The 26,092-nt window shown below is 41.4% G+C and carries 27 protein-coding genes and 1 pseudogene; 1 reads left to right on the top strand and 27 read right to left on the bottom strand.

From position 1 onward, the window contains the following. From virB5 to Q1K78_RS11630, 9 genes are all read right to left on the bottom strand, one after another. Entirely contained in the window at window positions 1–741 is a 741-nt protein-coding gene (gene virB5 / locus Q1K78_RS11670) for a P-type DNA transfer protein VirB5 (protein ID WP_300178660.1), read from the bottom strand. A gap of 294 nt (window positions 742–1,035) precedes the next feature. Then, window positions 1,036–1,605 carry a hypothetical protein gene (locus Q1K78_RS11665; protein ID WP_300178657.1) on the bottom strand — a complete coding sequence of 190 codons (570 nt, stop codon included), beginning with the start codon at window positions 1,603–1,605 and terminating at the stop codon, window positions 1,036–1,038. A 2-nt stretch (window positions 1,606–1,607) separates the two neighbouring features. Continuing rightward, window positions 1,608–2,306 carry a StbB family protein gene (stbB, locus tag Q1K78_RS11660; protein WP_300178654.1) on the bottom strand — a complete coding sequence of 233 codons (699 nt, stop codon included), beginning with the start codon at window positions 2,304–2,306 and terminating at the stop codon, window positions 1,608–1,610. 14 nt (window positions 2,307–2,320) lie between these two features. Continuing rightward, window positions 2,321–2,842 (bottom strand): hypothetical protein, encoded by a 522-nt coding sequence (locus Q1K78_RS11655; protein WP_300178651.1) that lies wholly within the window; start codon window positions 2,840–2,842, stop codon window positions 2,321–2,323. Window positions 2,843–3,108: 266 nt separating this feature from the next. Beyond that, window positions 3,109–6,501, bottom strand: coding sequence for an LPD7 domain-containing protein (locus Q1K78_RS11650; RefSeq protein WP_300178646.1), 3,393 nt, complete (start codon window positions 6,499–6,501; stop codon window positions 3,109–3,111). Beyond that, on the bottom strand, window positions 6,491–6,841 hold the full coding sequence (mobC, locus tag Q1K78_RS11645) for a plasmid mobilization relaxosome protein MobC (RefSeq protein WP_300178643.1): 351 nt from the start codon (window positions 6,839–6,841) through the stop codon (window positions 6,491–6,493). The genes Q1K78_RS11650 and mobC overlap by 11 nt, the downstream gene beginning before the upstream one ends. An 89-nt stretch (window positions 6,842–6,930) precedes the next feature. Then, window positions 6,931–7,434 carry a hypothetical protein gene (locus Q1K78_RS11640; protein ID WP_300178640.1) on the bottom strand — a complete coding sequence of 168 codons (504 nt, stop codon included), beginning with the start codon at window positions 7,432–7,434 and terminating at the stop codon, window positions 6,931–6,933. A gap of 2 nt (window positions 7,435–7,436) precedes the next feature. Further along, window positions 7,437–7,985 (bottom strand): hypothetical protein, encoded by a 549-nt coding sequence (locus Q1K78_RS11635; protein ID WP_300178638.1) that lies wholly within the window; start codon window positions 7,983–7,985, stop codon window positions 7,437–7,439. A 45-nt stretch (window positions 7,986–8,030) separates the two neighbouring features. Continuing rightward, window positions 8,031–10,025, bottom strand: a complete 1,995-nt coding sequence (locus Q1K78_RS11630) for a DNA topoisomerase III (protein WP_300178635.1) — start codon at window positions 10,023–10,025, stop codon at window positions 8,031–8,033. Window positions 10,026–10,061: 36 nt separating this feature from the next. On the opposite strand from Q1K78_RS11630, the gene Q1K78_RS11625 reads away from it, so the two are divergent. Continuing rightward, window positions 10,062–10,733, top strand: coding sequence for a hypothetical protein (locus Q1K78_RS11625; RefSeq protein WP_300178632.1), 672 nt, complete (start codon window positions 10,062–10,064; stop codon window positions 10,731–10,733). Window positions 10,734–10,949: 216 nt separating this feature from the next. Here Q1K78_RS11625 and Q1K78_RS11620 read toward each other — a convergent pair whose 3' ends face one another. The 18 genes and pseudogenes from Q1K78_RS11620 to Q1K78_RS11535 form a co-directional block, all read right to left on the bottom strand. Beyond that, the gene (locus Q1K78_RS11620) at window positions 10,950–11,285 is read right to left on the bottom strand and encodes a hypothetical protein (protein ID WP_300178629.1); all 336 of its coding nucleotides are present in this window, start codon (window positions 11,283–11,285) and stop codon (window positions 10,950–10,952) included. Between the two features lie 255 nt (window positions 11,286–11,540). Then, window positions 11,541–11,882 (bottom strand): annotated as a pseudogene (ssb, locus tag Q1K78_RS11615) (single-stranded DNA-binding protein); the annotation flags it as partial. 19 nt (window positions 11,883–11,901) lie between these two features. Continuing rightward, the gene (locus tag Q1K78_RS11610) at window positions 11,902–13,773 is read right to left on the bottom strand and encodes a type IV secretory system conjugative DNA transfer family protein (protein WP_300178626.1); all 1,872 of its coding nucleotides are present in this window, start codon (window positions 13,771–13,773) and stop codon (window positions 11,902–11,904) included. Window positions 13,774–13,979: 206 nt separating this feature from the next. After that, window positions 13,980–14,408 carry a hypothetical protein gene (locus tag Q1K78_RS11605; RefSeq protein WP_300178623.1) on the bottom strand — a complete coding sequence of 143 codons (429 nt, stop codon included), beginning with the start codon at window positions 14,406–14,408 and terminating at the stop codon, window positions 13,980–13,982. Window positions 14,409–14,456: 48 nt separating this feature from the next. Further along, window positions 14,457–15,473 (bottom strand): P-type DNA transfer ATPase VirB11, encoded by a 1,017-nt coding sequence (gene virB11, locus Q1K78_RS11600; RefSeq protein WP_300178620.1) that lies wholly within the window; start codon window positions 15,471–15,473, stop codon window positions 14,457–14,459. Then, on the bottom strand, window positions 15,473–16,675 hold the full coding sequence (gene virB10, locus Q1K78_RS11595; protein ID WP_300178616.1) for a type IV secretion system protein VirB10: 1,203 nt from the start codon (window positions 16,673–16,675) through the stop codon (window positions 15,473–15,475). Before virB10 ends, virB11 begins: the two co-directional genes overlap by 1 nt. Next, a complete protein-coding gene (gene virB9, locus Q1K78_RS11590) occupies window positions 16,672–17,583 on the bottom strand; it encodes a P-type conjugative transfer protein VirB9 (RefSeq protein ID WP_300178613.1) in 912 nt (303 codons plus the stop codon). Before virB9 ends, virB10 begins: the two co-directional genes overlap by 4 nt. Before the next feature lie 5 nt (window positions 17,584–17,588). After that, window positions 17,589–18,272 (bottom strand): virB8 family protein, encoded by a 684-nt coding sequence (locus tag Q1K78_RS11585; RefSeq protein ID WP_300178610.1) that lies wholly within the window; start codon window positions 18,270–18,272, stop codon window positions 17,589–17,591. Next, complete coding sequence (locus Q1K78_RS11580; RefSeq protein ID WP_300178607.1) at window positions 18,259–18,381, bottom strand: type IV secretion system protein VirB7; 123 nt, start codon at window positions 18,379–18,381, stop codon at window positions 18,259–18,261. The genes Q1K78_RS11585 and Q1K78_RS11580 overlap by 14 nt, the downstream gene beginning before the upstream one ends. Further along, window positions 18,374–20,803 (bottom strand): VirB4 family type IV secretion/conjugal transfer ATPase, encoded by a 2,430-nt coding sequence (locus tag Q1K78_RS11575; RefSeq protein ID WP_300178604.1) that lies wholly within the window; start codon window positions 20,801–20,803, stop codon window positions 18,374–18,376. The genes Q1K78_RS11580 and Q1K78_RS11575 overlap by 8 nt, the downstream gene beginning before the upstream one ends. Before the next feature lie 4 nt (window positions 20,804–20,807). Continuing rightward, the gene (locus tag Q1K78_RS11570) at window positions 20,808–21,113 is read right to left on the bottom strand and encodes a VirB3 family type IV secretion system protein (RefSeq protein WP_300178601.1); all 306 of its coding nucleotides are present in this window, start codon (window positions 21,111–21,113) and stop codon (window positions 20,808–20,810) included. A gap of 8 nt (window positions 21,114–21,121) precedes the next feature. Continuing rightward, window positions 21,122–21,439 carry a TrbC/VirB2 family protein gene (locus tag Q1K78_RS11565; RefSeq protein ID WP_300178598.1) on the bottom strand — a complete coding sequence of 106 codons (318 nt, stop codon included), beginning with the start codon at window positions 21,437–21,439 and terminating at the stop codon, window positions 21,122–21,124. Window positions 21,440–21,481: 42 nt separating this feature from the next. Further along, entirely contained in the window at window positions 21,482–22,189 is a 708-nt protein-coding gene (locus Q1K78_RS11560; protein WP_300178595.1) for a hypothetical protein, read from the bottom strand. A 282-nt stretch (window positions 22,190–22,471) separates the two neighbouring features. Further along, complete coding sequence (locus tag Q1K78_RS11555; protein WP_300178592.1) at window positions 22,472–23,530, bottom strand: trypsin-like serine protease; 1,059 nt, start codon at window positions 23,528–23,530, stop codon at window positions 22,472–22,474. 176 nt (window positions 23,531–23,706) lie between these two features. Then, window positions 23,707–24,126, bottom strand: coding sequence for a hypothetical protein (locus Q1K78_RS11550; RefSeq protein WP_300178589.1), 420 nt, complete (start codon window positions 24,124–24,126; stop codon window positions 23,707–23,709). A gap of 24 nt (window positions 24,127–24,150) precedes the next feature. Continuing rightward, on the bottom strand, window positions 24,151–24,609 hold the full coding sequence (locus Q1K78_RS11545) for a hypothetical protein (protein WP_300178586.1): 459 nt from the start codon (window positions 24,607–24,609) through the stop codon (window positions 24,151–24,153). Window positions 24,610–24,620: 11 nt separating this feature from the next. Further along, window positions 24,621–25,598 carry a type II secretion system protein gene (locus tag Q1K78_RS11540; protein ID WP_300178583.1) on the bottom strand — a complete coding sequence of 326 codons (978 nt, stop codon included), beginning with the start codon at window positions 25,596–25,598 and terminating at the stop codon, window positions 24,621–24,623. Between the two features lie 9 nt (window positions 25,599–25,607). Continuing rightward, entirely contained in the window at window positions 25,608–26,090 is a 483-nt protein-coding gene (locus Q1K78_RS11535; RefSeq protein ID WP_300178581.1) for a transporter, read from the bottom strand. Window positions 26,091–26,092 lie beyond the last annotated feature (2 nt).

Below are 26,092 nucleotides of genomic sequence, written 5' to 3'. Positions count from 1 at the left end.
CTAAAACTCCAGAGGTGCAACATAGACACCATATTTTGTACTTCCCCATGTTCTTGCGCTGATTTCTCGTTGTTGCTGTTGCAACAAACGATCCTCGGCCTGAGTTGTTGCTTGGTACATGGCTAATTTGTTTTGGTCATTCTGAATGAGTGCTTGTTCGGCTTGAATACGGGCACTTAATTCAGCGATAGCCTTTGGATCACGAGTTTGATCTATTTTTTTCATTAATGATTCGATTTGCTCTTGTCTGTCATAAGATGTTTTATAAGCGTTACTTGCGTATTCTTGGTCTTGTGCTGGTTTTACTGCAAGAGCTTCACAGTTTCGACGCTCAGCCCTATCTTCAATGTATTCGCACGCATCAATAATTCTGCTTGCATCCCGTAAAGCTTGGGCTGCACCCGATAAGCCGTCATATCCGTTATAACGGATATTGCTTAACACGGTTTGCCAGTTATCAGGTAAATGTTTTGAAAACGCAGGGTTATTTAAGATATTGCCTAGCCCCCGTGTACCTGTCATTGAATTGTATTCGCGCTCCATTTGTTGTAACTGGCGTTGCATTTCATTGAGCTGGTCTAACATCGTCGCGTACTCTTTGAGCATTTGCCCCATATTCTGAAACTGGTGCAAGGTGGCTGGAATATCAATCAACACAGACGTTGGAAAGCCAGCGTGTGCGGAGGGTAGGGAAAGTGATAGCCCTAACACTATCGCTTTCATGGTTGTTTTTAATTGCATGGTAAATCCTTAAAAAATCCCCTAAAAACACACAGTTCAATTCCTATTTATCCAGCATGAGGCGGCAAGAGATATTCACACCCACTCGTGAGCCGATTGTGGGTAAATAGGAACCCAGAAAAACTCACAACGTGGCTGTTGCTCTTTTTCTTTTCGATGTAATTTATTTAGGGGAGGAGTAAAAAGCCCCATCATGACGATGAGATTATTTTTCTGTTTATCCAACATGAGGCGGTAAGAGATATTCACCCCCACTCGTGAGCCGATTGTGGGTAAACAGAAACAAGGAAAGACTTATTGAAAATTAATGGCAGCTTGTTCCAGTTCTTCCTTGGTCGCAGGGCTAAGGGTTGAGAACGATTGCTGTAGCAATCGTCCTTTTTCAATCAATTGAATTTCATTTACGCTCAAGCGGTTGGTATTTTGCGCATGATACGCAATATAACCGCCACTCAAGCCGACAATGCCGCCTACTAGAGCTGCGACCACTGTCATCATTAGAACCGCCTGTAAAGCGATTCTAGGCGGATTAGCGAGCAATAATTTATGGTGAGCATCGAGTAATGATTTTGTGATACTGGTTTTGACTTCATTATCGGCAATGTCTTTGAGTTCTTGCTTTGTGACAGAGAAATGCGCGTTGGCCGCTTGAGTGTAATTATCAAGGGCTTTGGCTGCATGGTTTAAGTGCGTATTGATGATGTCTTGAGTAATACCGATACGCATTTGAGATTCACCGCCTATCTCAGTGAGTTTTTTTTGTAGCAAAAAAATCTCGCTGAGAATTTCACGGGTATAAGCTTCTTGCATAGTAGTGATGGTAGTCATCGGTTTACTGACAATTGCGAGTTCTTCGGGAGTCATGCTTATGCTCCTTTTCCAAATAACACCGTAAAGGTGTTATCTAACTGCTTTGATACACCCATTGCTAATCGTTTGGTTCCGAGCTTATGAGACAATTGACGACGTTCAATGCGGTCATCTGTGGCTTGAATTAACGCTTTGTAATCGGTATCGTCGTTAATTAATTCAGAAATGCTTTTTTCTTCATCTTTTAAACGAGTGAACAACTCGTTTTCGTAAATAATGGCGTTGGTATTAAAATTAGCTATATCGTCGGAATGGTTAATTAAACTAGAGAATAGGCGTTGAATATTGTCGTCAATATCCACCATGTTAAACACGATTATAATATTTTTTGGTTCAATATCTAAATCGTGAAGTTCGTTAATTGTGGATAGGGTATCGGTTAATTGCTTTGGTTTATTTATTGTCGGGACAATAAAATAATCAAAGTCATATTGACTGTCTGTGAAGAATTTCATTTTTTTCATGAACTCTTCGACGTTCGATGCGCCAATATCTACAATTACATCATCTAATTCACTGACGCTTTCCATAATATCGGCAAACTCTTTGCCTTTAATTGTTTCATTATCTGTGCCGTCTGAATTAATTGATTCAACCGCGATAATTTTTGCGTTATTCATGCGAGGTTGTAATAAGTGTTGAGAAATAATTGATTTTCCCACGTTGCCTGAAAAGTTAATTACTGCAATTTTCATAGTTAATATCTCTTTTAAATTTTGATAAATGGTTTGTATTGATTGTGAAAGGCCATGTGTAACTCAATGCACATTTCACGTTGTTTTCGACGGGTGTGACCGTCTAGCTTTTTAGGATCGCCACCTAAGATGGCGTATTTCTCTTCAAATGATTCAGTGGCTTTGAAGCGGCCATTGATGTCATCGTATCGAGCTTGATAGTCGATTTCGGTTTTAGGCGTCGAAAGCGATTTATCGCTTTCGACGGTTTGAGTTTGGTTTTGATGCTGAGCATTTAGATCTTGTGTTGATCTTTTTTGAGGTGAAATGCCTCTTTCTTTTCGGATGCGATAAATCATATTTCGTAACGTTGGTAACGTGATTTCTAACCCTTGCTCGTGAAGATAGTTATTAATTAACTCTAGCTTTACACCGTCGTTCATGGCTTCGGTTAAGGGATGAAATAATTCACGGATTATCATCATTTTTGATGTTCTTCCGTGAATTTCAACGAGCTGTTTTATCCCGTCTTTTAGTTTTTCAATGGCAAAATGCATAATTTGCTCACTTTTTGGTGATTATTTGCTTCATCTATGCTCTATAAACGCTTTAATTATGGTGATCGTTGCTTTAATCATGCTTCTTTTCTGCTTCAACGATGATGATCCTTTGCTTCATTAATGCTTCAACGATGGTGACAAAACTAGAGATAGGCACGACAGGCACGTTTTCACCCTCTACTACGTATTTGGTAAAAACATGCCCTGTGCCAAAGGGTAAACCCTTTGAAACCCTTCACTGCGGACGCAGCATTTTCAACTTCTTATCGATCGAAACTGTGGCTCTGTTTCTTATCAATGGTAGGGGCTTTTTGTGACTCATTTTCTGGTTTGTAATCGCGCTCTGCTTTTTGAATGATGTTCTCACCATCCTTAAATTGTTGCGCTTTTTCTTTCATCATTTCGTTCAGTTTTGGATCAGAGAATTGAATGCTTAGGTTGTTCTTAACTGCCACTTCAACCAGTTTTGCCTTGTACTCTTCTGTCCCTCGAATATCGAGCGTATTACCGAATTTCTCCATTGAAAGACGCAAGCCTATTTCGATGGCCTTATCCGAGTTCTGAGCAATATGAACATTTTCACCGCGATCAACGACGATAACTTCTTTATCCATGAAGTAGGTGACGTGACCTTTTTCGTTGGTTTGGTGCGTGATGTTTTCGTAGTCTTGAGGCGGAAGCGGAGCTTGCTTATTGCGTGTGTTTTCAGGCTCAGAATGTGGGGCTTTTTCTGGCTCGTTATGTTGCTCTTGTTTTGATTTGTTCGGCTCATTTATATTATCAATATCTCTTTCTTTGTTATTTTCACGCTCTGGTTGACCTGAACTAATGGTTAGCTCCATTGGTTTTTCTTTTGCTGTATCTATTTTATTTGAAGGGTCGTTTATATAACGGTTCGCATAATCAATGACACGTTGCTTATCTCTTTCTTGCCCTGAGTAAATAGGGGTTAATTCATCCACAATTTGTTTTGGTTTTAATTGATGCGTTTCTTTCATTAATTCAGTCACCGTTAGTGACTTGTCATTAAATTGAATGCGATCCCCTTTTTCTGTTTTAGAAATATGCTCAGCGTTAATACCCAACTCTTTTAATTTTGGATACATGATTAATAATCGACTGGCTTCCAGTTTTTTATCCAGAACGGCTTTAGTTATGGTTTCAGGTTTATTTACTGGTGCTGGTTGAGGTGTTTCTTTTTGGGGTTGAACCATTAATTCACTCTTAACTTTAATAAACATTTGATGAAGGCGAGGATCTTCATGAGAATTAAATGGGTTTTCTTTTTCTGTTTTTGCAATGCTATACATGAGCATAGATGCTTCATATTCTTTATCAGCGGCTTGATCTTCAAGCCCCTTGTTTTCTAATTCAATGGCTTCATTGTTTAATGATATGGCTTGATTAATATCGCTTTGGATTATTGGGGTTTTAACAATGTCCCACTGATTACGGTGCGTATCAATAGTCTTTGTGCCTATCACTTTGCCATTGTCATCTTTAATGTCCGTTGGGACTGTGATCTCTTTTTTACCTGCGTTCGTTAATGAAATGGAGTCACCTACACGGACTTTGCTTTCTTCAATCGTGGATTGTAAACCAACTCCCCACACCGTTTTAACCTGATTGTTAGGCAGTTTTAACTTGATGTAGTAGCTCTGCTTGTTCTCCTTATTAAACTCATAAGGGGCAGTGCCGTGTTCTTCGATGGTTCCGTTAATGCTGTTATTCATAAGTAGACTCTCTATTGGGGTATGACGTTGCTCAAACTGTTGGTATTGAGCAGTGATTAAATTCGGATAGTTCTGCTTGAGTTGGTTTCTGTCCCATTCTCGTTGCTCGATAAATTCCATATCTACAATGACTTTGTTCATTCTTGAAATGGATAGGGCAATCTTGCGTTCGGATTTTGAAAGTGAATCGTCGGCATAGATGGCGTTTTTTTCAGTGCTGAACGTTTTTCTTATGGTGAAGCGATAGGCTTTTTCATTGGCGTATTGAGCTTTCCATGCTTGTTTACGCTCTTTTTTATGGCTAGGTTGCCAGCGTTGAGAAAAGTCTTCTCTGTCGTGCTCAGTACTTTTTTGAGCGTTAGGATCACGTTGTCTTGCGAAAGAATGCTCTAGCTGTTGCTTGGCTTCTTTCCATGACAAGCCCATTTCTTTTGTTAGAAAATCTGCAACGTTGAGTTGCCTTGTGCCACACACAATGCGATCACTTCCGTCTTTACCTTGGGTAATGACGTATTTTTGAGTGATAAGGCCGTGAGATTGCGATAAATCACGAAGTAATTCCGTGGCGTTGAGTTGCTTTTTGATGTGGGCAATGTCGGGTAGGAGTTGTTTTTCTAACTCGCCTTCCATGATGTCCGATTGAATTTGTTGGGTTACTCTGCTGTGTCCTGTGAGTCGTTCATGGACGGGTTTAGTTGGTTCTTGATGTCCTGTAATTCTCTGTACAGCGGATCTAAGAGCGCGGAGATCTCGTCGATGAGCGATATTTCTTGCTCCTGGTTCAATGTTCCCACAATCTCGTTGAGCATGAGACAAATGTCGTTTTGCTGCGTCGAGATTTCGGTTAATGTCTGCAACACAATCTCGTTGTGTTCTTGTTGGGATAATGTCGTCATTTAAAAATGCCTTTTTCTTTTGTTGAATGAATGCGTTTTTTTCTTGGGTACTCATGGCCTTGTAAGCGGCTCGATTTCTAAATTTAACGTGCCTGACTTCGTGCGATCGATGCTCATTCCAATGCGCTAAATCTGCATGATGTTTTTCGGTGGCTTGATAGTTTCCCTGCTCAGGCGCAATGTAATCATTGGATGAAGAACCGCTTAGGTTTTGTTGTTTTTGCTCTATGGGGAGTGATAAAAAACGCTCAGTAAACACGGTATCATTCAGGTTTATTCCTTTTGATTTGCCTTGCTCTTTAATGTTGAGGTAGTTATTTTCTTTGCCTTTGTTTCGCTCCTTTACTTCATAACCTTGCTCAACTAAATGCGCTGATAAGTCGTTTAGGCTCGATGAGGGCATGGTTAAAACGTGCTTTAATACCTCTTCCTTAATCGCTTTATTTGCCCCTTTGAAGGTGTCGCCTTTACTGCGCTCTATCACTGTACTTTCGCTAGTAAAATTACTGCGGATGTTCATTTTAGGACTGGCAAGGCCGTATTTTTCATTCACGACTTCTTGAAAAGCGTCAATGTAGGTTTGGTTATGTTCAACGATCTCAAAAGGGTCGAGTCGTTTATTCGTTTGAAGATTCGTTTTAGGTATAACGATATGAATATGGGGCTTGCGTTCGATAAGATCTTTTGTTTTTTTATCGACTAGGCTTTTCATTTTAGGAACGTGCGCTTCTGCGTAAAAGTCGTATTCATCTTCGCTATAGGCTTTCATAGCAAAGGTTTTGAACTCAGTAACAATGCTATTCATTACGTCGTTATCTACGTGATCTTCTTTGAAAGAGAGGGTGATATGCAAATATCGTTCAGCGTCGGTGTCCACACCATTAATAATGAGTTCAGTTGCGTTTAAATTGCCTTCTAAAATGATCCTGTGGTCGAGTTCATCGCGTGTATGCTCACGACCGTTTTTGATGCCATTACGCAAGTAATCACCAATACCAGCATTACCACCGCCCACTCTAACTAACATCGTTTATCCCTTTCTCAAGTAATTCCGTGATGGATTCAATGTGTTTAATGGCTGACTTCATTTCACTTTTAGTAATGATCCCTGCCTTGTTGCTGATGTGGATCTGTTTAGCGATTTGGTTAAGGTTATTGGAGCTTTTCTTGTAAAGAAAAATCAGTTGTTGTTTATCGATAGAGCGTTTTTCTTTTCTAACGACAAAACTTTTGTTTTTTAATACCCCTTCACGCAAGAACTCGATAAGGGTCATGTTGGCTTTTTCGGCTTTCTTTTTGAATTTGTCATACTCTTCATTGAGTAATCGAAAGCCGATATAAGTAGTGGTTAAGGACTTTTTACTCATAGGCTTCATTATCATTTGATGTGGTCATTATCGTGCCTCTATCAAGTTGATGATTAGGAGCTACAGCAGTAAGCCGTAGCCCCTAACGTTTAGCGGTAATAAAAAATATCTCCCAATAACTGACCATCCATGTAGGTTTCAATCCATTTAATCGTGCCGATACAGTCTTTCGGGCTTTCTCGCCTGTCTTTGTCCCATTGACATCTTCTGTTTTTAATTAAGTGTTCAGGAATGGTTTTCCATGAGGAGCAAGATTGGCTGTTATTACTGTTGTGTACATTTTCCCATTGTGTACACACTTTGGTTTCACGAATAATGGCAGATACCCCATCGATGTACGTCATTTCGCTAATATGCGTCCCTTCTGGAATTTGATCTTTATGAACCATGCAACGCGCAAAATCAGGAAGAGGGGGTTTATGTTTCTTGAGCCGTTTTTTTAAGGCGGATTTTGCACCTTTGCATTCCGAGTCAATAAACCCTGTTGGGGCGCACATCCAGATATTGCATTCATCTTCACTGAGGGCGAACGTAGGGGCTGAAGCGAACACCATCACCCCCATCATCACGCCTTTAACAAGCCGTGACGTCATGGCTAATCCTCTTCGTGTGGGTAAATTTCAATCTCAACACGACGATTGTTTTTACGGCCAATGCGTGACCAATTATTGTCTGCATAATCCGTTGCAGAGGCGTAATTGACGTAAATAAGCGTTGGGTCAATGCCGTTGTGAACAAAGTAATCACGTAAGAACATGGCACGAGCCATAGCAACTTTCTTATCGCTGTCTGTTGGTCTTACCCCATCGGTTCGACCGAGTAGATTAATGCGAGTCGCTTGTTTTGCGTCTTTTAAAATGCTGTATCTCAGCTCAGGCGTTACCGTGAGTTTCGATACGTTATAAGGGTAATAGACCTGATAGAGTCGAGGCGTCACACTTATCATTGGTGACGGAAAGTTATTCTCAACCAATTGCTGAACTTTGTAATTTAACGAGGCAATTTGTTTGGATTGCGCGTTAATGGTTTCTTGCTGCAAGTCGTTAATTTGGTTTGCTTGACCGTGAATATCAGGTGGTGTGTTAGAGCAAGCCGATACTAAGACGGCCAGCGTCCCAACAAAAAGAAGTTTGCTGTGTTTCATGAGTAAATCCTTGTTATTTAAAAAGAGGAGGAAATAAAAAGCCGGTTACTTTTTCACGTCGAGTTTTTTGATCTTAATAATGGCTTTACCGACCTTACCCTTATCATCTTTGAATTTAACGCCACACACATGACATTGGTGTGCGTTGCCTTTTTTGCCCTCAAGTGGTAAGGCAAACCCTGTACAGTTTGGTTGTGGACAGGCTGGCGCAGTTGATTTTGATAACGTGAACGGCTCTTTTCCTGATTTCAAATCATCAATTAAACCTTGTACGGTTTTCTCAATGGCGGCCATGAAGGTGTCAACGCTGCATTCGCCACTCTGAACCACATCGAGCTGTTGCTCCCAAATCGCGGTAATGGCTGGATCACGAACTCGATTCGGCAGTGCCATAATGAGCATTTTTGCCAGAGGCGTACTGACAATGTTTTTGCCTTTGGTGGTGAGGTATTCACGCTCTTTGGCTTTTTCGATAATGCCAGCGCGTGTTGCTTCGGTTCCTAGCCCTGCGGTTTCTTTCAATTTCGCTTTAAGGGCTGGATCGGTTACGTCTTTACCAATGTTACACATTGCCGAAAGTAACGTACCTTCGGTGTAAGGTTTCGGGGCAGAGGTCTTTTTACTGAGAACATCGGCCGTGGTGCAATCAATGGCTTGGTCTTTGGTTAATTCAGGTAATGATTGCTCTTCACCATCCTCTTTCTCTTTACCAAGAACGACACGCCACCCTTTTGTTATTTCAATCTTGCCCGTGGTTTTGAACTCATGCTCACCCGATTGAATTTTAATCGTGGTGTTGTCGTCTTCGGCCGTTGGGTAGAACTGAGCAAGGTAGCGGCTGGCAATGGCGGTATAGACATTATGCTCAGCTTCACTGAGTTCTTCTAAGTCAGGGGCGCGAGTGGTTGGGATGATGGCCGTGTGTGCTGCGCCTTCAAGTTTCTTATCATTCCAACACGGACTACGTAGGCTTATATCAGCATCACTAGCCCATTGTGCTAAAGGCGTATCGTTAAGCCCTTCAAGGTTATCAATGATTAATTGGATCTCATCTTCTTTGTTCGTGGATAAGTAGTTCTTATCTGTTCGTGGGTAAGAGGTGATCTTATATTTCTCATACAAGGCTTGCGCAATATCTAGGGTATCTTTTGCGCCATAACCATACTTAGAGGACATTGCCTCTTGCAAGGTTCGTAATGAGAAGGGCAACGGTGGCTGAGATTTCGCTCGTTTGGTTTCGCATAACGTCACGACAGCGGATTGACCTGCAAGATTGGTGCTCATGCTTTCGGCAATCTCTTTTTTCTCAATACGCGCCTCATTTTGTAATTTTGCTTTGAACTGCATATCTGCATGAGTAAATAGCGCTTCGACTTCAAAGAAGTCTACAGGCTTGAAGTTAGCGATTTCAATATCACGCTTAACCACTAATTGAATCGTTGGGGTTTGAACTCGTCCAACGTGAAGCACATTGTCATGGCCTTTACGTCGTGCCAGAACGGAACAGGCGCGTGTCAGGTTCATACCAAGTAACCAGTCAGCCCTTGAACGACATAAGGCCGCATTCGAGCGTGGTAGGTGTTTGCTGTTTGGTTCTAAGTTGTTGATGGCGGTTTCAATGGCTTTAGGGTTTAAGTCATTAATCAGAACACGCAGTGCATTATCTTTGATCTCATTGGATACGTTCGCGTACTCAATGACTTCATTGACCAGTAAATCACCCTCTCTGTCGGGGTCGCCTGCATTGACAAGAACGGTGGCTTTTTTGATCTGTGCGATAACCACATCAAGTTGTTTTTTTGATGAATCCGTTGGAATTAAGATCCAGTCTTTCGGGAAGATAGGCAAGGTATCGAATGACCATGATTTGTATTTTTCGTCATAGGCTTCTGGCTCAGCGAGTTCGAGCATATGACCGTAACACCATGTGACAACGTCACCGTTGTCACAGGTAATGTAGCCTGTTTCTTCTTTTACTACGCCAAGAGAGGCAGCAATAGCACGACCTAAAGACGGTTTTTCTGCGATAAATAAGCGCATAATGAATTCCTTACTATGTATAAACGAGGTTTAAAGATGAAGATTCGTAAGAAGATACGAACTATTAATATCAACCCTAAAGTTAACCTAACTGGTTTGAACGCAATTTATAATCAAGCGTTGAAAGATGATGAGAAAACAATCGTCTTTGAGTTAAATCAAGGGGAAGGGTGTTTTGTGTTTATGATGTTTTTTGATGAAGATGATTCGTCAAAAGATAAGTTGTATATTTATTTAAAAAGAACTAATCACATGCTTCATTTTAAAATGTATGCAAACCACAAAGCAGGCGATTTTTTTATTTATATTACTCCGAATGATATTCAATCGATTAAGAATGAGTTAAATATACAAGGTGGTATTGGTCAGTTTGACATATTAAGATTTTTTGCTTCTTTAAATAGTAATATTCCTCAGTTTTTGCCGTTTTCACAAAAGTTGAATAATTTCAAAGCAATATGGAAACGAGTATCTCCTCATTTATCTGGAATTTTGAATGAAGCTGATAAGATCTATTTCATCGGATTAAGAGATTTAAGTAAAACTAAAAAGAACCCAACTGAAAAAACGTTGAGAAAATTGTATTTATACATCGATGCTGATTCTGATGTTATCAAGCAATTTATAGTTTCTTTGAAAAAAAGTAAGAAAACTTGCTGCTGGACATCCGATGAACATAAGAAAAAACCATTTAGCCTAATGAGTTGACGATTTTTGAAAGAGTCGGATCAGCATTCAGGTGTTTTTTCACTCTTTCAATTTCATTGTGGTCTTCATATCCGCATGAGCTACAAATAAAACATCCTTTTTCTTTTGAATATGAACTGCTTGGATGGTCACATTCTAGGTTTGTGGATAAACAGAAGCCACATTGCTTGACAGATATTCCTGTACTATCGTTTGGCAACGTAACGTTTTTACAATCTAAACATCGTTGTGGCATTGTGTGCCTCCTTTGGTATTAACTAAATGACAAAAGTAAGTGTGCTTTACATCATTGGGTTCAGTGCCATGCCTTAACGTGTATAAATACGATAAATAATTATCTAATGTGGTTGCGTGACAGCATGAGAACTCGCCTTGTGGTGAGGAGAAATACCCTGTTGCGAGTTCAATGTTTCCTAGCAACTCTCGATATTCATCAAGTTGCTTTTCGATCCCCCCTCGATGTAAATCTAGCGACTCAGTAAGAATAACATTGTCAGGTAATAGCTTGAGCTTTTGCAAGAGAGTGAAAAGTTTCAGTTTGAAATTGTTCATTTTATACCACCAATAAAAAACCCTCTGTCAAAAAAAAGAGGGTTTGAAGTATTGCCTAGAGCAAGTGCTTGTACTTACTAAAATCTTGCTCAGGCATTTTTAATGGTGGTTCTTCTTTGGGTTCTTTTTTCTTTTGCTGTTTGTCGTTTGACATGAACTTCTCTATTGATGATAAGCCACGGTTGCAGAGTAAAAGAAACCAGAAAAACCACAACGATATTATTGTGTTCTTTATTTTAAGATCACACTTTATTTCAGAATTTGAATGACCCCTTGAAACCCTTCGACAACCACTTCGGTTGTGTAATGGTCTTTACCGTTTTCATCTTGCCATTTGGTTGTTTTGTTCTTGCCCTCTAGATAAATCTGAGTGCCTTTTTTCGCTTTATCTTTAATGATTTCAGCGAGCTTCCCAAACACCACAACTTTGTGCCATTCAGTGCTTTCGCGTTGCTCCCCTGTTGCTTTATCGCGCCAGTATTCCCCTGTGGCCGTGGTAAAGGTCGCAATGGGTTTGCCTGAGTTGTTATAGCGAATTTCTGGATCTTGTCCAATGTGACCCAATAATGTGACTTTATTAACGCCTTTTGCAGCCATGGTGTGTGTTCCTTATTGTTTAAAAATCAGGTAAATCGCTATTGTCATAATTCGTCTCTAGCTGAGACGCATCGTAATGTACTTCCACTTCTTCTACTGGCAATGGTTGATCTAATGGTGACTCAAACAACGGTTGTTGCGGTTTGGGTTGCTCTAGCTCTAACCGTGGTATGTCTATTTGCAGCTCCCCATCTGCAATCACATCATCGAGTTGAGCTTTTGTGGGAATGCCTTTGATTTTGCCTAACGTGGGCGACATAGCCTTTAAGTGGTCAATAAAAGGCGATTCTTGGAAGTAATGGATCTTGTCGCAATAAATCGGTTTCTTACCACGCATCATTATGATCATTTTCTTAAACGGCATTTCTTGCAATTCTTGAGGGAGCATAAGGGCGCGTTTGCCCTCACTGGTCGTAATACTTCGCTTTCCGTGGCTTACTTGAACGCTTTTTACCTTGACCGTTTTGTTACCCAAAAACTTTGAAATATCGTCGGCATCGCCTTTCTCTGGAGTATAAAAAAGTTGGGCTTCATGGTTTCCGATATAGGTTTTTGCGGTATCTTTTCCGTACCCTTCTGGCTCTTTCGCTTCAATTTGCGCTGGATTCTGAACGATGGTCAGCAGTTGTAAGCCATAGCCTGCAAAGTAGTTGTTTGATTTAGCTATTATTCCAGAGCGACCCATTGCGGTGAACTCATCCATAAGTAGCAATACTTTGTATTTCAATTCTTTATTTTGCTCAGGCAATTCTTTTGTGTTGATGTTGATTAATTGACTAAAGAACAGATTCAAAATACGGCCAGCCACAGGAATGTAGTCAGGGGTAATACCTACATAGATGGTCATGCGTTTTCTACGAAGATCATGAAAACTAAAATCACTGTCACTGGTGGCCGCATCAAACACGGGGTTATTCCAGTCAATGAGAGCCGCTTTCATGGTATTCATTACGCCTGATTGCCCTTTGTCTTCATCAAGAGCCAGAAAGTCTAGAAGGTTTTCACAACAATCGTTACTTAAATCAGAGCGAGAAGACAAAATCCCCTCAAGGTGATCTTTCAGTGATTTACCCTTCCCTTTGGATTGCCTGAATATTTCTCCTATCGTAAAAGGCAGTACTGGTGTTTGTTTTACGTATAGCGCGAGTCCTATAAATAGGGTTTGCGCACTAGAGGCAAAATATTTTGAGGTTGAATCGCCATCGGTAGGAAAAAGCATCTCAGCAATTGTTAATAAGTCAGGAATGGTTAAGTGACCGTCACGAACCACACTCAGCGGATTGTATCGATGCGTTTCGCCTTGTTCATCAAAGGGATTAAATAAGTACACTTCTTGTTTTAGTACCAGTTTTCTAAACTTTGAGGTGATAGAGAAGTTTTCTTTTTTAAAGTCGGTGACGACGCAGCTACCGAACCATCGTAAGAGATTGGGAATGATAACCCCAATGCCTTTACCCGTTCGGCTGGCTGCGGCTAGGAACACGAACGCAGACCCCATGTAATATAAGAAACGTTTTCCAGAACGTCCGATTAATATCCCTTTTCCATCATCGACATTCTTTTTTTTGGTGAGCGCGTAGTCGTTGGTGATTTCAGAGCGCTTAGCCCATCGAGCCGATCCATGAAGTTCTTCTTTGTCATGCTTTGCAAAGAGAAGCGCGATAAATGGTGCGACCACAGCAATTCCAAACCCAACAAGCAGAGAAAACGTGAGTGATTTTTGATAGCGATTATCGTCATGATAGTCACGCCATTGTTCAATGATGGTGTAGGGCGTCACGGCATCGATGTTTGCCCCAAAGAGTATGAAATAGGTAATTCCTGCGATATAAAACCCAAGTCCGATAAAAAAAGGGCTTCCACAGGCAAAAAAGAGCATTTTTTTGTTCATTTTCACGCCTTTTGGTGATAATTGATAAGCTCATTTACATTTATATGAGTTTAAATTTTATGTTAGTAGAGTGTGTTGAATGTGGTAAGGAATTGTCGAAGAGTGCTGATACGTGCTCTAATTGCCATTCCTCAGATCCTTTTGAGATTAAGAAGCGTAAAGAAAGATATAGCCGAATATTTGGAGCTATCATATTTACGATTGGTTTAGCGGGCTTTATTTACTACGTGAATGAATTTGGATTGCTTAACTATATCCGTTAGTAGTTCTAATTCATGATCGATTCGTTGTCGATGCCAGCCTAAATACCACCAACCTTTATGTAAGTAATTTTGGCGGTATAATGGGGAAAATAGACTAAACGTAAGTTCGTTTTCCCCATTAAATACACCTTCAACTTCCCACTGTGTGTAATGCCGCTTATCTTTCCGTGACTCCCTGCATTGCTCTGATAACCACGCTGCAAATTCTATCGGTGCTGAAAAGTACACATACGGATGATGATCACGTCCACTGCAATGACCTTGGCATGAGGCGATAGTCGTGACGCCCTCAATGGCATTAAACGCTTCCACTAAGTCTGCTATTCTTGGGTCAATGATGCTGTAAGGTTGATTTTTTTGTTGCTTTGGCATGACGAACCATTCATGCAACAGGGATTTAAAATTACTTATCATTCGGGGTTACTCCTTTAGTCTTGGTTTAAACCACACTTCCGTTATATGGCGACCAATTGGATTATCTGAATGGACGTCATTCTCAATGTGAATGACAATATCAATCACCTGATGAAGCAGTTTCATTATGATCTCATAAGGCAATGAGACGGCTTCGGGGTTTTTCATTGCCATTGCGACCAATCGCTCAAAGGTCAGTGCTGCACTGCCAGCGTGACAACTGGTGATACTTCCCCCGTGACCAGAGGCCGCGATATTCACAAAATCAAAGGTTTCTGCACCACGTAATTCAGCGAGTAAAATACGGTCAGGCTTCATGCGTAAACAGCTTTTTAGCAGTTTGCCAGAGGTGATAGGATCACTTTGAGTCGCTTCACTTGGGTAAAACAAATGCACCTTATTAGGGGTGTTTAGTAGAAATAATTCATGAACATCTTCAATGGTGATGATGCGTTGATGTTGTGGAATTAAATCAACAAGCATTTTCATTAAGGTGGTTTTACCTGAGCCTGTTCCCCCTGCTATCACAATGTTTTTTTGAGCTAGGATTGCCAGTTTTAAAAACTCAGGTAAATCCGAGTCTTTCAGTGCCAGCAGTGTTTCATCGATAGGAGATAGTTCTTGGTTTGGTGGTATCACATGATTGAAAAAACCATCCTGAACATAATCGGTTAATGTTCGTTGGGTCATGTTGGGTTTTCGGATAGTGATACTTAACGTGTCAGGGCTACAGGCTGGTGGCATGACACATTGAATACGCTCCCCTTTGGGTAGCGTGGCCGATAATATCGGCTGGTTAATCGCAATCTGTGTATCACAATACGATGCGACTGCGATCGCCATTGAATTGAGATAAGCAAATGAAAGCGCGTCACAAGAATGGCTCGTCCATTCGTTGTGTTTTTCAATCCAGACCTCGAAAGGCTTGTTGATGGCAATTTCGGTGATGTCTTCGTCCTCAAGCCAGTGCTTGAGGGGCGTAAACAAATGATTGATTGAGGTGTCTTTTCCGATGGTGTTCATTATCGTGCCTTTAATTGATAGACCTTGGAGAAATCAATATCACGAGCAATGAAAATGCCGATACGCTCACCTTGGTTCTTGTGAAACGTCGGTGGAATATTGATGGTGTTTTTAAGGGCTTCGGCTGCCATGTTTTGTGCAGCGTCCGAGGAGCTTTCAAAGTTATTGACGCTCTTACCGCCACTGGTTGCCACATACCCTGCTAAATCATCGACCAGAGACAACATCATGGCTCCCCCGAATCGCGCCCAGAAATGGGTATCAACGTAGCCATCTACGCCGCCAGAGCCTAAGCTATCTGTTGCTGGTGACGCCAAATCAACAATGACACCGTGAGGAGTTTTCACTCTGTCCCACAGCACAAACAGTCTCGCTTGTCCTTGTGCCACGTTAGCGCGATATTCCCCAGTGACTTCCGAGCCACGCTCAAGCAACAACGTGTTGCCGTTATCGCTGTAAATGTGACGGGTTAAGGTGCATTTTGTCATCCCTGCTAAGGTTGAGTTCATGCTTGTGTTTAGCACACAATCAATGAACGCTCCCTTTGCCAGTAAGTAATCTCGATTAAACAACACCGCAGCCACAGAGTTCTGTGTTTTGTTGGTATTGAGCATCGACGCTATCCCTTGGTTGTTGCCTTCATCTTCTTGAGTATCAAAGAATGAGTTTGATGATGAATTACCATTAGGAGCCGTTGGGTAGGTCGGATACGTAGGCGTGAGCTGTAACCCTCCTCCACTTCCATTGTTTTGTTTAGCAGAGAGTGACGACTTGCTTTTGTCTATCTGAGAGACAATTCGTTTTGTCGTATAGCCATTATTCCCATTGTAGGGATTGTCTGGTGGTGCGACCTTAGCGGCTGGTGCATCGACCTTATCGCTTGTTTCCTCTTCGTCTTTCTTCGTCTCTTTTGGCGTTGGCTCGTTGTCCTTTTCAGTTGGTATATCATCCGTTAGCCATGAAAACGTTTTTTTCAACTGAGAAGTTGAGTCAGACGGTTTGTGGGTTGAGGTGTTGAGATTGGTTTGTGATGAACTGGTTTCTTTTATGGGTTCATCGTTGGGGCTGAATACCACCCATAACATAACGATAAACAGTACGACACAAAATACCGAAAATCCTGCGATTTTCTTAATGCCGTGTTTTTTTTGTGGAATGTTTGGGAGGGCGTCTTCCCCCTCTAGGTGATCTTCTTTGCTCATAACCCATTAGGTCCTTTTACTTCACGAACCACGTTGTTGATGGTAGTTCCTGTGGCGTTATCTACGCTTAACGTATTAAATCCTTGATTGGTGATACCAACGACGGAATCATCAAGACGTAGCACAAATTGTTTAGCGATACGTTGGATAATGACCGTATCAGGATGGTTAATATCAATGTTGATATTAACCAGTGTTTCTTGTCCTGTTTCCGATACCATAAAAATAGCCGGTATCTCGCTGTTCTTTTTGAACGACAAGTAGGTGAAACGGCCATTGTCCCATGCTCGATACGGGGCTATGTTTCTGGAATCTTTACCAACCTGCTGAACGTATTTCCAGTTTTTTGCTTCAATAGCAGAGACCGCCGCGACTTTCGCTTTCACCAGCTTTTCTTTTTCAATGGCTTTTGTGGCTGCCACTTTATCTTGGACCACTTTTTCTGTTGGGTACTGGAATGACAAACGATAGGTGTTTTGTCTGCGGCCTTTTTCCCCAGAAGCTAAGCTAAGAAGAAAGCTGTAATTGCGTTTACTGGTCACGACAATAAGATTGGTTTTCCAGTCCTTGATATTGGGCGGTATAGATATTTCTTGCGTGACTTCTTGACCGCTTCGGTCAATCACAATTTCCGTCCCTGCGATTGACCTTGCCTTTAAAAATAAATGATTTGCGGATTGTTCAAACTCCCACCCTTCTGAAAAGCCAGAGCGAACCAATTCCACTTTTTCACCTTTATCAAACACGATGTGTGTCGCCATTCCGATGTAGGCGGTAATTTCGACTACGTTATTGGCTTGATAATCTGAGTATTGAATATTTGAATCTAGAGGGGATTGAACGGGTATATCAAGAGCAAAACATGGCGTTAACACAAAACTGCTTAACCACCAGAATGAGATTTTCATAACTGCTATTCCATTAATTCAGGATCAAGTCGATAACTGACCACCTCAAACCCTAACGGGTTTTTGAGGCGTTGCTCGTCGCTTTGTGCATCGGCTTTGTACTTAAAGCCAAGGGTTGCAATCCATGTAGTTGATTGCCCTTTGCGTGACTCTTCAACTGAGCTAAGCGTTTTCTCAAATCGTACCGTTGCAATATTGTTTTTGATGATAGGTTTGCTGAGTAAGCGAACCTGAGCTTTGAATCGTTTCCCCCACACACTATCAAGGGCGTCGTCGCCCTCAAAGATATTCGCGTAATCACGACCGACATCGGGGCTGGACATCAACAAAGTAGAATCGTAACTGTCTTGAATCGTATACCAGTCATAGACTTCACGATTACGAACGTAATTACCGACCCAAAACGCATCCAGTGCATCTTGTTTGCTGATGGTCTCTTCACTGAGCGTGGTCAGTAATTGGGTATACCCTGTCACTTCATTCACCATAGCGACATAAGGCACTTCGGTTTTTAGTGGCATAAGCAGCACCAGAGCAACCCAAGAAAGGACGGTTAATGCACACGCCCCTTTAGTTATGCTCCATGCTCGATGCTCAGAGTTGGCAATCATTAATGATTTAGAGGCTTCAAAGTCCAGCGCGTCCGTGTCTTTAAATAACGTATCTTGCTCTTTTTTAATCAGTTCCATTAATCACCTCAATGGTTGCGCGTTCATAAGAGGGTTGAGCGTTTGGCGTTGAAGAGCTGCAACCACTGAGCAACAGCGCACCAAGGCACATAAAAATGAATTTAGTCATGAATTACTCCTTGTCTACGTTCTTTATCGGCCTGTACTTTTTGAAGAAAGACAGGTATCCAATCGCTAGGCGTGTCCCCTACTTCGTCAATCGCTTCATCGAAAAAAGGTAACTCTTCTGAGCTGGCGGAGAGAAGCGTTAGTTCGTCTTTCATGCCTGGCATAGAGAGTGAGCAGATAGCCGATTGATTGCCTTGTTTAATAAGGCATAAACGACTCTTTTCTCCAAACGATTTGAGTATTGAAAACTCTTTTTCACTTAATCCAAGTCCCATGATGTATTCGTCGGGTTTAGCGTTTGGGTTTGGTAAATATATTTCGGTTGAGCATGATCCAATCAAAGCAGAGCCTTGAGGCGAGTTAAGCAGTGAGGAAGGCAGTTGAGTTGCAAATACCCCAAAGCCATTTTGTTTACGGATGGTCAACTGTTTGTTCCCTACAAACTCTGAAAAGGCGTCATCGTTAACCCATTTCCACGCTTCATCCATGACATAAAAGAATCGACGGCCATCGATGACTTCATCCATTCGATGCAAGAGATAAAGGCAAATTGGGGTGCGAATATCAAGATTATCCAAAAACTCAGTGCCATCAATGCCGATGTTGGTTGCACTGTTGAAATCCAATAAATCGATAGGGTTATCAAATACCCATTCAAATTCACCGCCTTGACACCATTTGCTCAATCGTATCTTGATACTGTCTTTTAACTCTTCATTCGAGGTTCCAATCGCAATGTTTTGATTTATTACACTCAATCGACGTAACGGTTTATCCATTGCCATGACCGTATCAATGGCTTGGCTGATACTGCGCTCATCAAAGGGAGTCAGTGGTTGCTGTGTGGTTTCTATCAAGGACCTAACCCAACGCTTAATAAACGAGATGTTTTGCGCGGTAGGCTCCATTTGAAGCGGATTGAGTCCTGTTGGTGTTCCGTTTTGAATGCGAAGGTAGTTACCACCAAGTGCGCGTATCATGACTTCTGCCCCACGGTCTTTATCAAAAAAGACCGTACTGAACGGGCTATTTTGGGCGTACTTTTGTGCTTGGCAATACAACAAGCCAAGCGCGACGGTTTTCCCTGTGCCTGTTTTGCCTATCATTCTTGTGTTACCAACGGCCTTTTCATTGAAGTTATCATCACCAAGCACTGTGTAATGAAAGTTAAAATAGAACGGATGACCTGAGAGTGTTTTTAAGCGAGTTACCGCAGCTCCCCACGGATTGCCTTCTTTTTTTCCGATTAAGAAATTATGAAACGGAGAGAAACTGGCAAAGTTGCGACTGGTTAGGCCAACAACACGAGGGCGATATTTCCAGTTCGTTGGAAGTTGAGCAAAGAACGCCGCATCCGTGGCTATTTTAATCGGAACACAAAGTAATTCTGCATGGCTTAAACTTTTTTGAGCGTCACTGCGATATTGGCGAACGGACTTAATCGACTCTCCAAACACCAATAACGAGAAGTGATATTCTCCCATAGCAAAGTGACCGTCATGGACGTCATTTGAGGCTTGGTCTAGGTCTTGAATTTGACTGATAGCCCCATCCCCTGAGCTTTTGCCCCGTTGCTTTTGGGTTTTGATGAATTTGGCGGCCACTTTACGAGTAAAGAAGCTAAAAGATTGGGTGAGAACAAATTCAAACTCACTGTAAAGCAACTCATTAAGCATTCCGTTGTAAGACGACGAGCCGTATTCTTTAATGTCTAGCCCTTGCGCATAACAAGTGCCAGAAATCGACTCTAACTCAATCGTATCAGAGCCAACTTTTACCCATGCGTTACCAATGGCGTGTTTTATTTCTCCATTGGGTTTACGAACATTGACCCATTCATGGGTCAATAAATAATTGAGCAGCGTTAATGGTTCAGATAACACAATGCCGTTGGCATTGGTGTAGCAACTGAGTAAGGTTGCCCCGTAGCTGTTTAGATTGTTTTTAATCAGATCACACACCTGATTAAACCCATCCATGCGCTCAGCCAGTCGTGCTTTAATTACGTCCAAATCACGAGCCAGTTTATTGAGTTTATCGGCACGTTGGATCACTGTGACGTATAACTCATTGACCATGACGTCGTCATCAAATTGGGCGTTATAGAGTGAATCAATGTGCGCACTAAAATATTGGGTAAATTCGCCATTAATGGAGTGAGTCACTTTTTTACGAATAACGTGAGTCCATAAACTCACCCCTGACTCTGATAAGCCTTTGTACAAGGTGTTTAAACGTTGGTGTAGTAACTCTAGTTCATCTTCATTCTTTGTCTCAAAGGCAATGCCTTCGAGACGATAGGTTTGAAGCAGTGCCCCATCGGTGGTAATGAGTATTGAGTCGGTTAAGTGACTAGAGTACGGAATAAAAGAAGCAAGGGAGACTTCTTGATTGATGGTGCTGGCGTATTTTGAAGATTTCATTACCTTATGATCTCTTTTTAAAGGACAAGGGGCTGTAGACTGCTTTCCCATAGAAAGCGTGGTTACGGTGTGTTCGACGGCATCTGAATTTCAGCCAGTAAAGGCTGAGATTTGCATCATCCAGTTTGGTGATAAGCCGTAGCGCAAGATAGTTTGGGATAACTAACGCCATGAGCCACAATCCAAAGCCAAAAAACACTGCATACATACTAATCAGAAAGATAAGTGTGTTGGACAGCATAAATGGAACTAATGGCACTGAAAACAGCATGGCAGGGCGTGTGCAGGCTTTGAAGATAGGCTCAGACATAGTTACTCCTACGACACAAAGTAACGGGCAATCTCAGCAGCACCGCCAATTAATAACGCGCCCGTTAGAATTTTCCCGATCTCTCGAATATCCCAATCTGTAAATAGAAATTTGTAACCTACCCACATGACCGCAACGGTCACAGTAACAATGGAGGCTCCACGTAAAATATCTTCGAGGTTATCCATAAAATCATTGATTTTATTTAGGCCAGCGGCGTGAGCGAGTTCAGGAAATAGAGCCAAACCAAGAGCGAATAAACAGAAAACCCAAAAGACAGGGCTAACTAATGGGCGTGCCGGTGCGTATGAAACAGGATTGTTCATATAAGGGTTTTCCTTTATTTAAAGATTAAGAGAGGAAGAGAACTAACGTCGCTTCGCTTTGTTGCACGCCAATTCCCAATTATCATTCTGATAATCGTGATTTGGCGTGTTAGGTAAAAGCAGTGTGTATCGATGCCAGCGTGTTAATGGCAGTGATTGGATGCTAGGTACGTGCAGTATGTATTTTTGAATCGCCAATAATAAGCATGACCAAGGTTTTGTGTAGAACGGAGTAGATTTACTTTCTAAAACGATGCCTTTTTTCTTTAGCATGTAATCAAAATACAAGGTACTTCGTAATTGTTCTCTTTTAGAGAATAACGGTGATTCCAGTAGGACGGTATGAACACCAACCAAACACAATTCATCAAGGACTAAGAATAAATCGTTGTAGACCTCACGGGTTAATGGTTGTGACAGGGTCGCTAAATGAAGCTGGACACGATGTTTATCTAAAACGGAGGGCACAATTACTAATGAATCCGTAAACCGTGATCTCATTGAAAAGCCGTAGCAGTAATGAAACACCAAGAACGCGCATACAACAATAAAAAACATCGTATTAAATTCGGGTAATTCAAACATCATCATGCCAAGCAATAAAGCCCCTATTCCTCCTGTTTTTTGGAGGCGATGGTGAATATCTATAATGGTTGATGGTGCGGTTTGGATAAGGTAGCTCAGGTAGAAAATACCGAGGAACATGATGGTGCTACCAACCAGTTCAACGAGTAAGGTAAAAGGGGTCATACAAGCCTCATGTAAATGACAGAAATAAAAAAAGCAAACCTGCTGGTCTGCTTTTTTTGTGGATAGGTTGACGGTGATGGTGGCGGTTATTTTGTTTTGTATTTTTTGTTTTCGTCCATCATTATTGATCCTTCTTTGCACTTAAAGTTTGGGTCGTTGTTTTTATTAATCACTTTATTCCATGAGCCTAATTTTTCTAATGAAACAAATCCGTGTTTTTCATGAGTAGCAAATATGGACAGAAAACTGGTTTTTGAGAGTTTACATTTAAAATTCAAAGTATTACTTTTTTCTGATGAACCCAAGGCCAAGTAATCCGATGATTGATAGGAACCCAAGGCTACCGCCGCTTTCACCGCCACCTGATGTTACGGGAGGGGTAACTGTTGGAGCTGGTTTGTTTATTTGGATTTCTTGGCCATTCGCTAGGACAATTGTACCTTCACCGCCATTACTACTTACTTCAAGAGTACAAACTTCAAACGGTGATATAGTGCGGTCTGTTACACACGTACCACGAGCTTCATCTACGTCAACATCACCAAAAAAGTAAAGGTCACTTAATAAATCCACATCACCTTGATGAAGTGATTGGATCTCAATTGTCGCCACACCATTAGAGGTGTTAGCAAGCGTTGGGTAGTGCCAGCCATTTACTTTTTCTAGGATAAAATCCTTACTGTAATGTAAGTTGGTTGAGTAGGTTTCTCTTGTTCTGTTTTCATTCACGTCAACAGTCCAAACACCACCTTTGTGAGTCGCTACGATTTCATTATTACTATTTACCCATGCGCCACCAGAGTCACCACCTGTAGTGTTACCTCCATTAGCGATCATAGCAGCATAAACACTGTCTTCTTCTGGTTTTCTGTTTGTGATCGTAAAAGTTGCATAATTCAGATCTTCATATGTACCACCAAAACCAAACACATTAACGCTATCATCGGTTTGAATAGGATTTGTCATTGAGCTAGAAAAAAAATGAATTTGTTGAGTATCAATATGGTTATTGAGTTCAGATACCGCGACATCATGCCAGTTACCTGTACCGCCATTGTAATTGTCGTAATAAGCAGAGTGCGTATTTGGTGTGATAATATTCGCTTTTTGGCCTGATGCTGACGTAATTTTCACAATAGGATTGCTGTCTAATAAACAGTGAGCTGCCGTTAATACGTATTTACCAGCGATAATCGTACCAGAGCAAGAATTATACTCATCGGCAGAATAGAGCTTTACAAAGTCATTTTGTTCGTTCCAATTAACGGGTGTACCGTTTTCAATAGCCAGTGCATTAAAAGATAAGCCAGCCATAAATAGTGCAATATTTGTTAATTTCATTTTTATAATTCCTATTGATTTTATAGGGCTAATTATACTATTGAATCTAGGGTAAGTATCTGTTTTTCTACTAAATTAAATATGATCTTTTAGTATAAAGGGACGGTACTTATGATCAAAAGTTATATACCGTAAAAGGAGGTTTTTACACCTCCTTAATAACGATTAATTATTACTTATCGACATTCCGCAGTATAACCGTGGCTGTAGTTATAGGTTGTTTGAGTGACATCATTCCAATAGCTGCAACTATTATTGTCACAACTACCGCTACCATTCTTTGTTGTAGGAATGATCCCTTTCGATCCTTTAATGCATGGTGCTCCAATTGAGCGAGAGGTTAATACTTTGGAGTATGAACCCGCATTATCAAAGGGTATCAATGATAATCGAACCCATTTCCCCATCTGATTCGCTGTGGCCGTTGAATTAGATTCAGCAGGGCTTAAACCTGTGGTTGCATTTTCATAATTAGGTAATGCTTCCTGATAGGCTTTAGAGTCGGCAACGGCTTTCTCATACGTCACTTTTTCAGCTAAGACTGAACCACTAAATACGCATCCGAGTAATACGGAAGCAATAATGTTTTTTTTCATCATATTCTCTTTATGTTGAAATAATTAACGGCATTCTGCTTTGTAGCCGTTGTCATGATAAGAGTGGGTTACTTTCGTTTCCCAATGTTGGCATACTTGAGCGTTAGATTCGTCGCTTCCAGTACCTTGCCACCAAGTACACACTCTTTCTGTTTTTGTTGTTTTCTTTGGAACAAACCCTTTTTCACCTTTAATGCAACTGGTGTTTAAGGCGTTGGGGGTTAGCATTGTGGTGTAAGCACCAGCACTTGCTAGAGATACCCCTCCTAAATTCACCCATTTTCCCATTTGGTTTGGTGTGCCTGTTGAGCTGGATTCCGCAGGACTTAAACCAGAGGTTGCATTTTCATAGTTGGGTAATGATTCTTGATAAGCGTTGGAATCCGCGACCGCCTTATCGTAAGTCACTTTTTCAGCTAAGGCTGAACCATTAAATAAACAGCCGAGTAATACGGTGGTTAATATCTTTTTTTTCATTTTCATTAGTTTCCTTTTTATTTACATTGAACAAAAGCAGTAAGATGGCCTGTGTGACGCTTCTCTACGCCACCAGTTGAATTGAGTACAGCTCTAATCTCAAGCCCAGCTTGCCATTGCGTATCCGATTCAGAGAGAACGTAAGGCTTGATGCTTCCTGTTAATGTGTAGTCCTTCGTTATCGTTACTGTATTGATACTGAAAGTTAAATCAGGTTCTTGGTCTACAGGACATTTGGGTTTATCAATAAAATCACCATGTTGTACTTGGGTTATCCGAACTAACCCTGTGCTCACTAATTGCTGACTCCCGTCGCTATTTCTGATTGTGTAATCTTTTGCGTTTGTGATCGCATGATTACCGCCCACATCCCAATCACCAAGCAACGTTGAATCATCCCCACTGCGCTTGATGAGTGATTCATACGCGAACGCTTTATCTGGACGCTCAATACGCATAATTAACGTGCTGTTAGGTTCGTCATAAAAGAGGTTTGGCATTTTAGCAAGCATACTAAGCGTGGCTTGTCTGTCGTATTTCAATGCTTCATTGTCTTTATCTGGCAGTTTTAGCGTCAATTCAGCGCGATAATGCGAGGGCGCACCGGGATTGCCTACGGGTAAAACTTGGTAATCGTCTTTTGCTATTTCGCCCCACGGGGTTTGATTGTATTTAAAGCAATACCCTTCTTTATTGTCTGCATCTGAACAAATCGGAAGGTAGTCACCTTCCAATTGTTGCAGTTCAAACGGGAAAATATGCGGAGTATTAATCCCTTGCCCTGCAAGGTATCTGTCATTCGCAAACGCATGAAACTGCGTGTTTAAAAACAGAAGTCGGTTGTAAAACGACTGACTGTTGGCCTTGATGTTGTTTTTTGTGAGTGTGGATGTAAATTCCATCACAAACAGTAATGCTGCCCCCATTGCGATAATGAGGGCAACCACCGAAGCCATACCCGCTTGTTTGCCTTTGGGCTTAATGTGTTTTCTCAATGGATGTTCCTATTTGATGCACCCCGTCGCCACGTTTAATTCTTGCCAATCGTGCAAGTGATTATTGAGTGGGTAGTGAAAAATCAGCGAGGTACTGGTGAGTTTGGTAGGCGATAAAAATTGCGTCATTTTGTCGATGATTTTTGCATCGATAGGTGTGACGCTAATTTCTATTCCGGTTGGTGCGCTGTTGGGTTGCGCTCGTTGAAGATACCGAACCTCATAGGTCGCTATCCCGTCATTGCTTGGTGTGTCAATCAGTGCCATCGTCAATTCAGTTTGTGGCAAGCATCGGCTGAGCAAGACTTGCTCAGCGTAATGCAGTGCGCTGTTGTGCTGAATTTCTTGAACGGTGTGGTTTATCGTTGTTGATAAACGATAATCGGCCAAGGCATTGAGTAAGGTACTGGTGACAAACACCAAAGCAATGAGGGAGAACGAAAGATAAAGCAGATAATCAACGCTGATGGAGCCACGTTGAAGGTGTCGCATGA

It is taken from the genome of uncultured Aliivibrio sp. (assembly GCF_946479765.1).
In the GTDB taxonomy this organism is placed as follows: Bacteria; Pseudomonadota; Gammaproteobacteria; order Enterobacterales; family Vibrionaceae; genus Aliivibrio.
Note: the sequence above shows the minus strand (reverse complement) of the source record. Positions and strands in the feature narration are given on the sequence as shown.

Excerpts from the sequence above, each read along its gene's own strand:
- virB5 (WP_300178660.1), bottom strand. The coding sequence starts at position 741 with ATGCAATTAAAAACAACCATGAAAGCGATAGTGTTAGGGCTATCACTT.
- Q1K78_RS11665 (WP_300178657.1), bottom strand. The coding sequence starts at position 1,605 with ATGACTCCCGAAGAACTCGCAATTGTCAGTAAACCGATGACTACCATC.
- stbB (WP_300178654.1), bottom strand. The coding sequence starts at position 2,306 with ATGAAAATTGCAGTAATTAACTTTTCAGGCAACGTGGGAAAATCAATT.
- Q1K78_RS11655 (WP_300178651.1), bottom strand. The coding sequence starts at position 2,842 with ATGCATTTTGCCATTGAAAAACTAAAAGACGGGATAAAACAGCTCGTT.
- Q1K78_RS11650 (WP_300178646.1), bottom strand. The coding sequence starts at position 6,501 with ATGTTAGTTAGAGTGGGCGGTGGTAATGCTGGTATTGGTGATTACTTG.
- mobC (WP_300178643.1), bottom strand. The coding sequence starts at position 6,841 with ATGAGTAAAAAGTCCTTAACCACTACTTATATCGGCTTTCGATTACTC.
- Q1K78_RS11640 (WP_300178640.1), bottom strand. The coding sequence starts at position 7,434 with ATGACGTCACGGCTTGTTAAAGGCGTGATGATGGGGGTGATGGTGTTC.
- Q1K78_RS11635 (WP_300178638.1), bottom strand. The coding sequence starts at position 7,985 with ATGAAACACAGCAAACTTCTTTTTGTTGGGACGCTGGCCGTCTTAGTA.
- Q1K78_RS11630 (WP_300178635.1), bottom strand. The coding sequence starts at position 10,025 with ATGCGCTTATTTATCGCAGAAAAACCGTCTTTAGGTCGTGCTATTGCT.
- Q1K78_RS11625 (WP_300178632.1), top strand. The coding sequence starts at position 10,062 with ATGAAGATTCGTAAGAAGATACGAACTATTAATATCAACCCTAAAGTT.
- Q1K78_RS11620 (WP_300178629.1), bottom strand. The coding sequence starts at position 11,285 with ATGAACAATTTCAAACTGAAACTTTTCACTCTCTTGCAAAAGCTCAAG.
- Q1K78_RS11610 (WP_300178626.1), bottom strand. The coding sequence starts at position 13,773 with ATGAACAAAAAAATGCTCTTTTTTGCCTGTGGAAGCCCTTTTTTTATC.
- Q1K78_RS11605 (WP_300178623.1), bottom strand. The coding sequence starts at position 14,408 with ATGCCAAAGCAACAAAAAAATCAACCTTACAGCATCATTGACCCAAGA.
- virB11 (WP_300178620.1), bottom strand. The coding sequence starts at position 15,473 with ATGAACACCATCGGAAAAGACACCTCAATCAATCATTTGTTTACGCCC.
- virB10 (WP_300178616.1), bottom strand. The coding sequence starts at position 16,675 with ATGAGCAAAGAAGATCACCTAGAGGGGGAAGACGCCCTCCCAAACATT.
- virB9 (WP_300178613.1), bottom strand. The coding sequence starts at position 17,583 with ATGAAAATCTCATTCTGGTGGTTAAGCAGTTTTGTGTTAACGCCATGT.
- Q1K78_RS11585 (WP_300178610.1), bottom strand. The coding sequence starts at position 18,272 with ATGGAACTGATTAAAAAAGAGCAAGATACGTTATTTAAAGACACGGAC.
- Q1K78_RS11580 (WP_300178607.1), bottom strand. The coding sequence starts at position 18,381 with ATGACTAAATTCATTTTTATGTGCCTTGGTGCGCTGTTGCTCAGTGGT.
- Q1K78_RS11575 (WP_300178604.1), bottom strand. The coding sequence starts at position 20,803 with ATGAAATCTTCAAAATACGCCAGCACCATCAATCAAGAAGTCTCCCTT.
- Q1K78_RS11570 (WP_300178601.1), bottom strand. The coding sequence starts at position 21,113 with ATGTCTGAGCCTATCTTCAAAGCCTGCACACGCCCTGCCATGCTGTTT.
- Q1K78_RS11565 (WP_300178598.1), bottom strand. The coding sequence starts at position 21,439 with ATGAACAATCCTGTTTCATACGCACCGGCACGCCCATTAGTTAGCCCT.
- Q1K78_RS11560 (WP_300178595.1), bottom strand. The coding sequence starts at position 22,189 with ATGACCCCTTTTACCTTACTCGTTGAACTGGTTGGTAGCACCATCATG.
- Q1K78_RS11555 (WP_300178592.1), bottom strand. The coding sequence starts at position 23,530 with ATGAAATTAACAAATATTGCACTATTTATGGCTGGCTTATCTTTTAAT.
- Q1K78_RS11550 (WP_300178589.1), bottom strand. The coding sequence starts at position 24,126 with ATGAAAAAAAACATTATTGCTTCCGTATTACTCGGATGCGTATTTAGT.
- Q1K78_RS11545 (WP_300178586.1), bottom strand. The coding sequence starts at position 24,609 with ATGAAAATGAAAAAAAAGATATTAACCACCGTATTACTCGGCTGTTTA.
- Q1K78_RS11535 (WP_300178581.1), bottom strand. The coding sequence starts at position 26,090 with ATGCGACACCTTCAACGTGGCTCCATCAGCGTTGATTATCTGCTTTAT.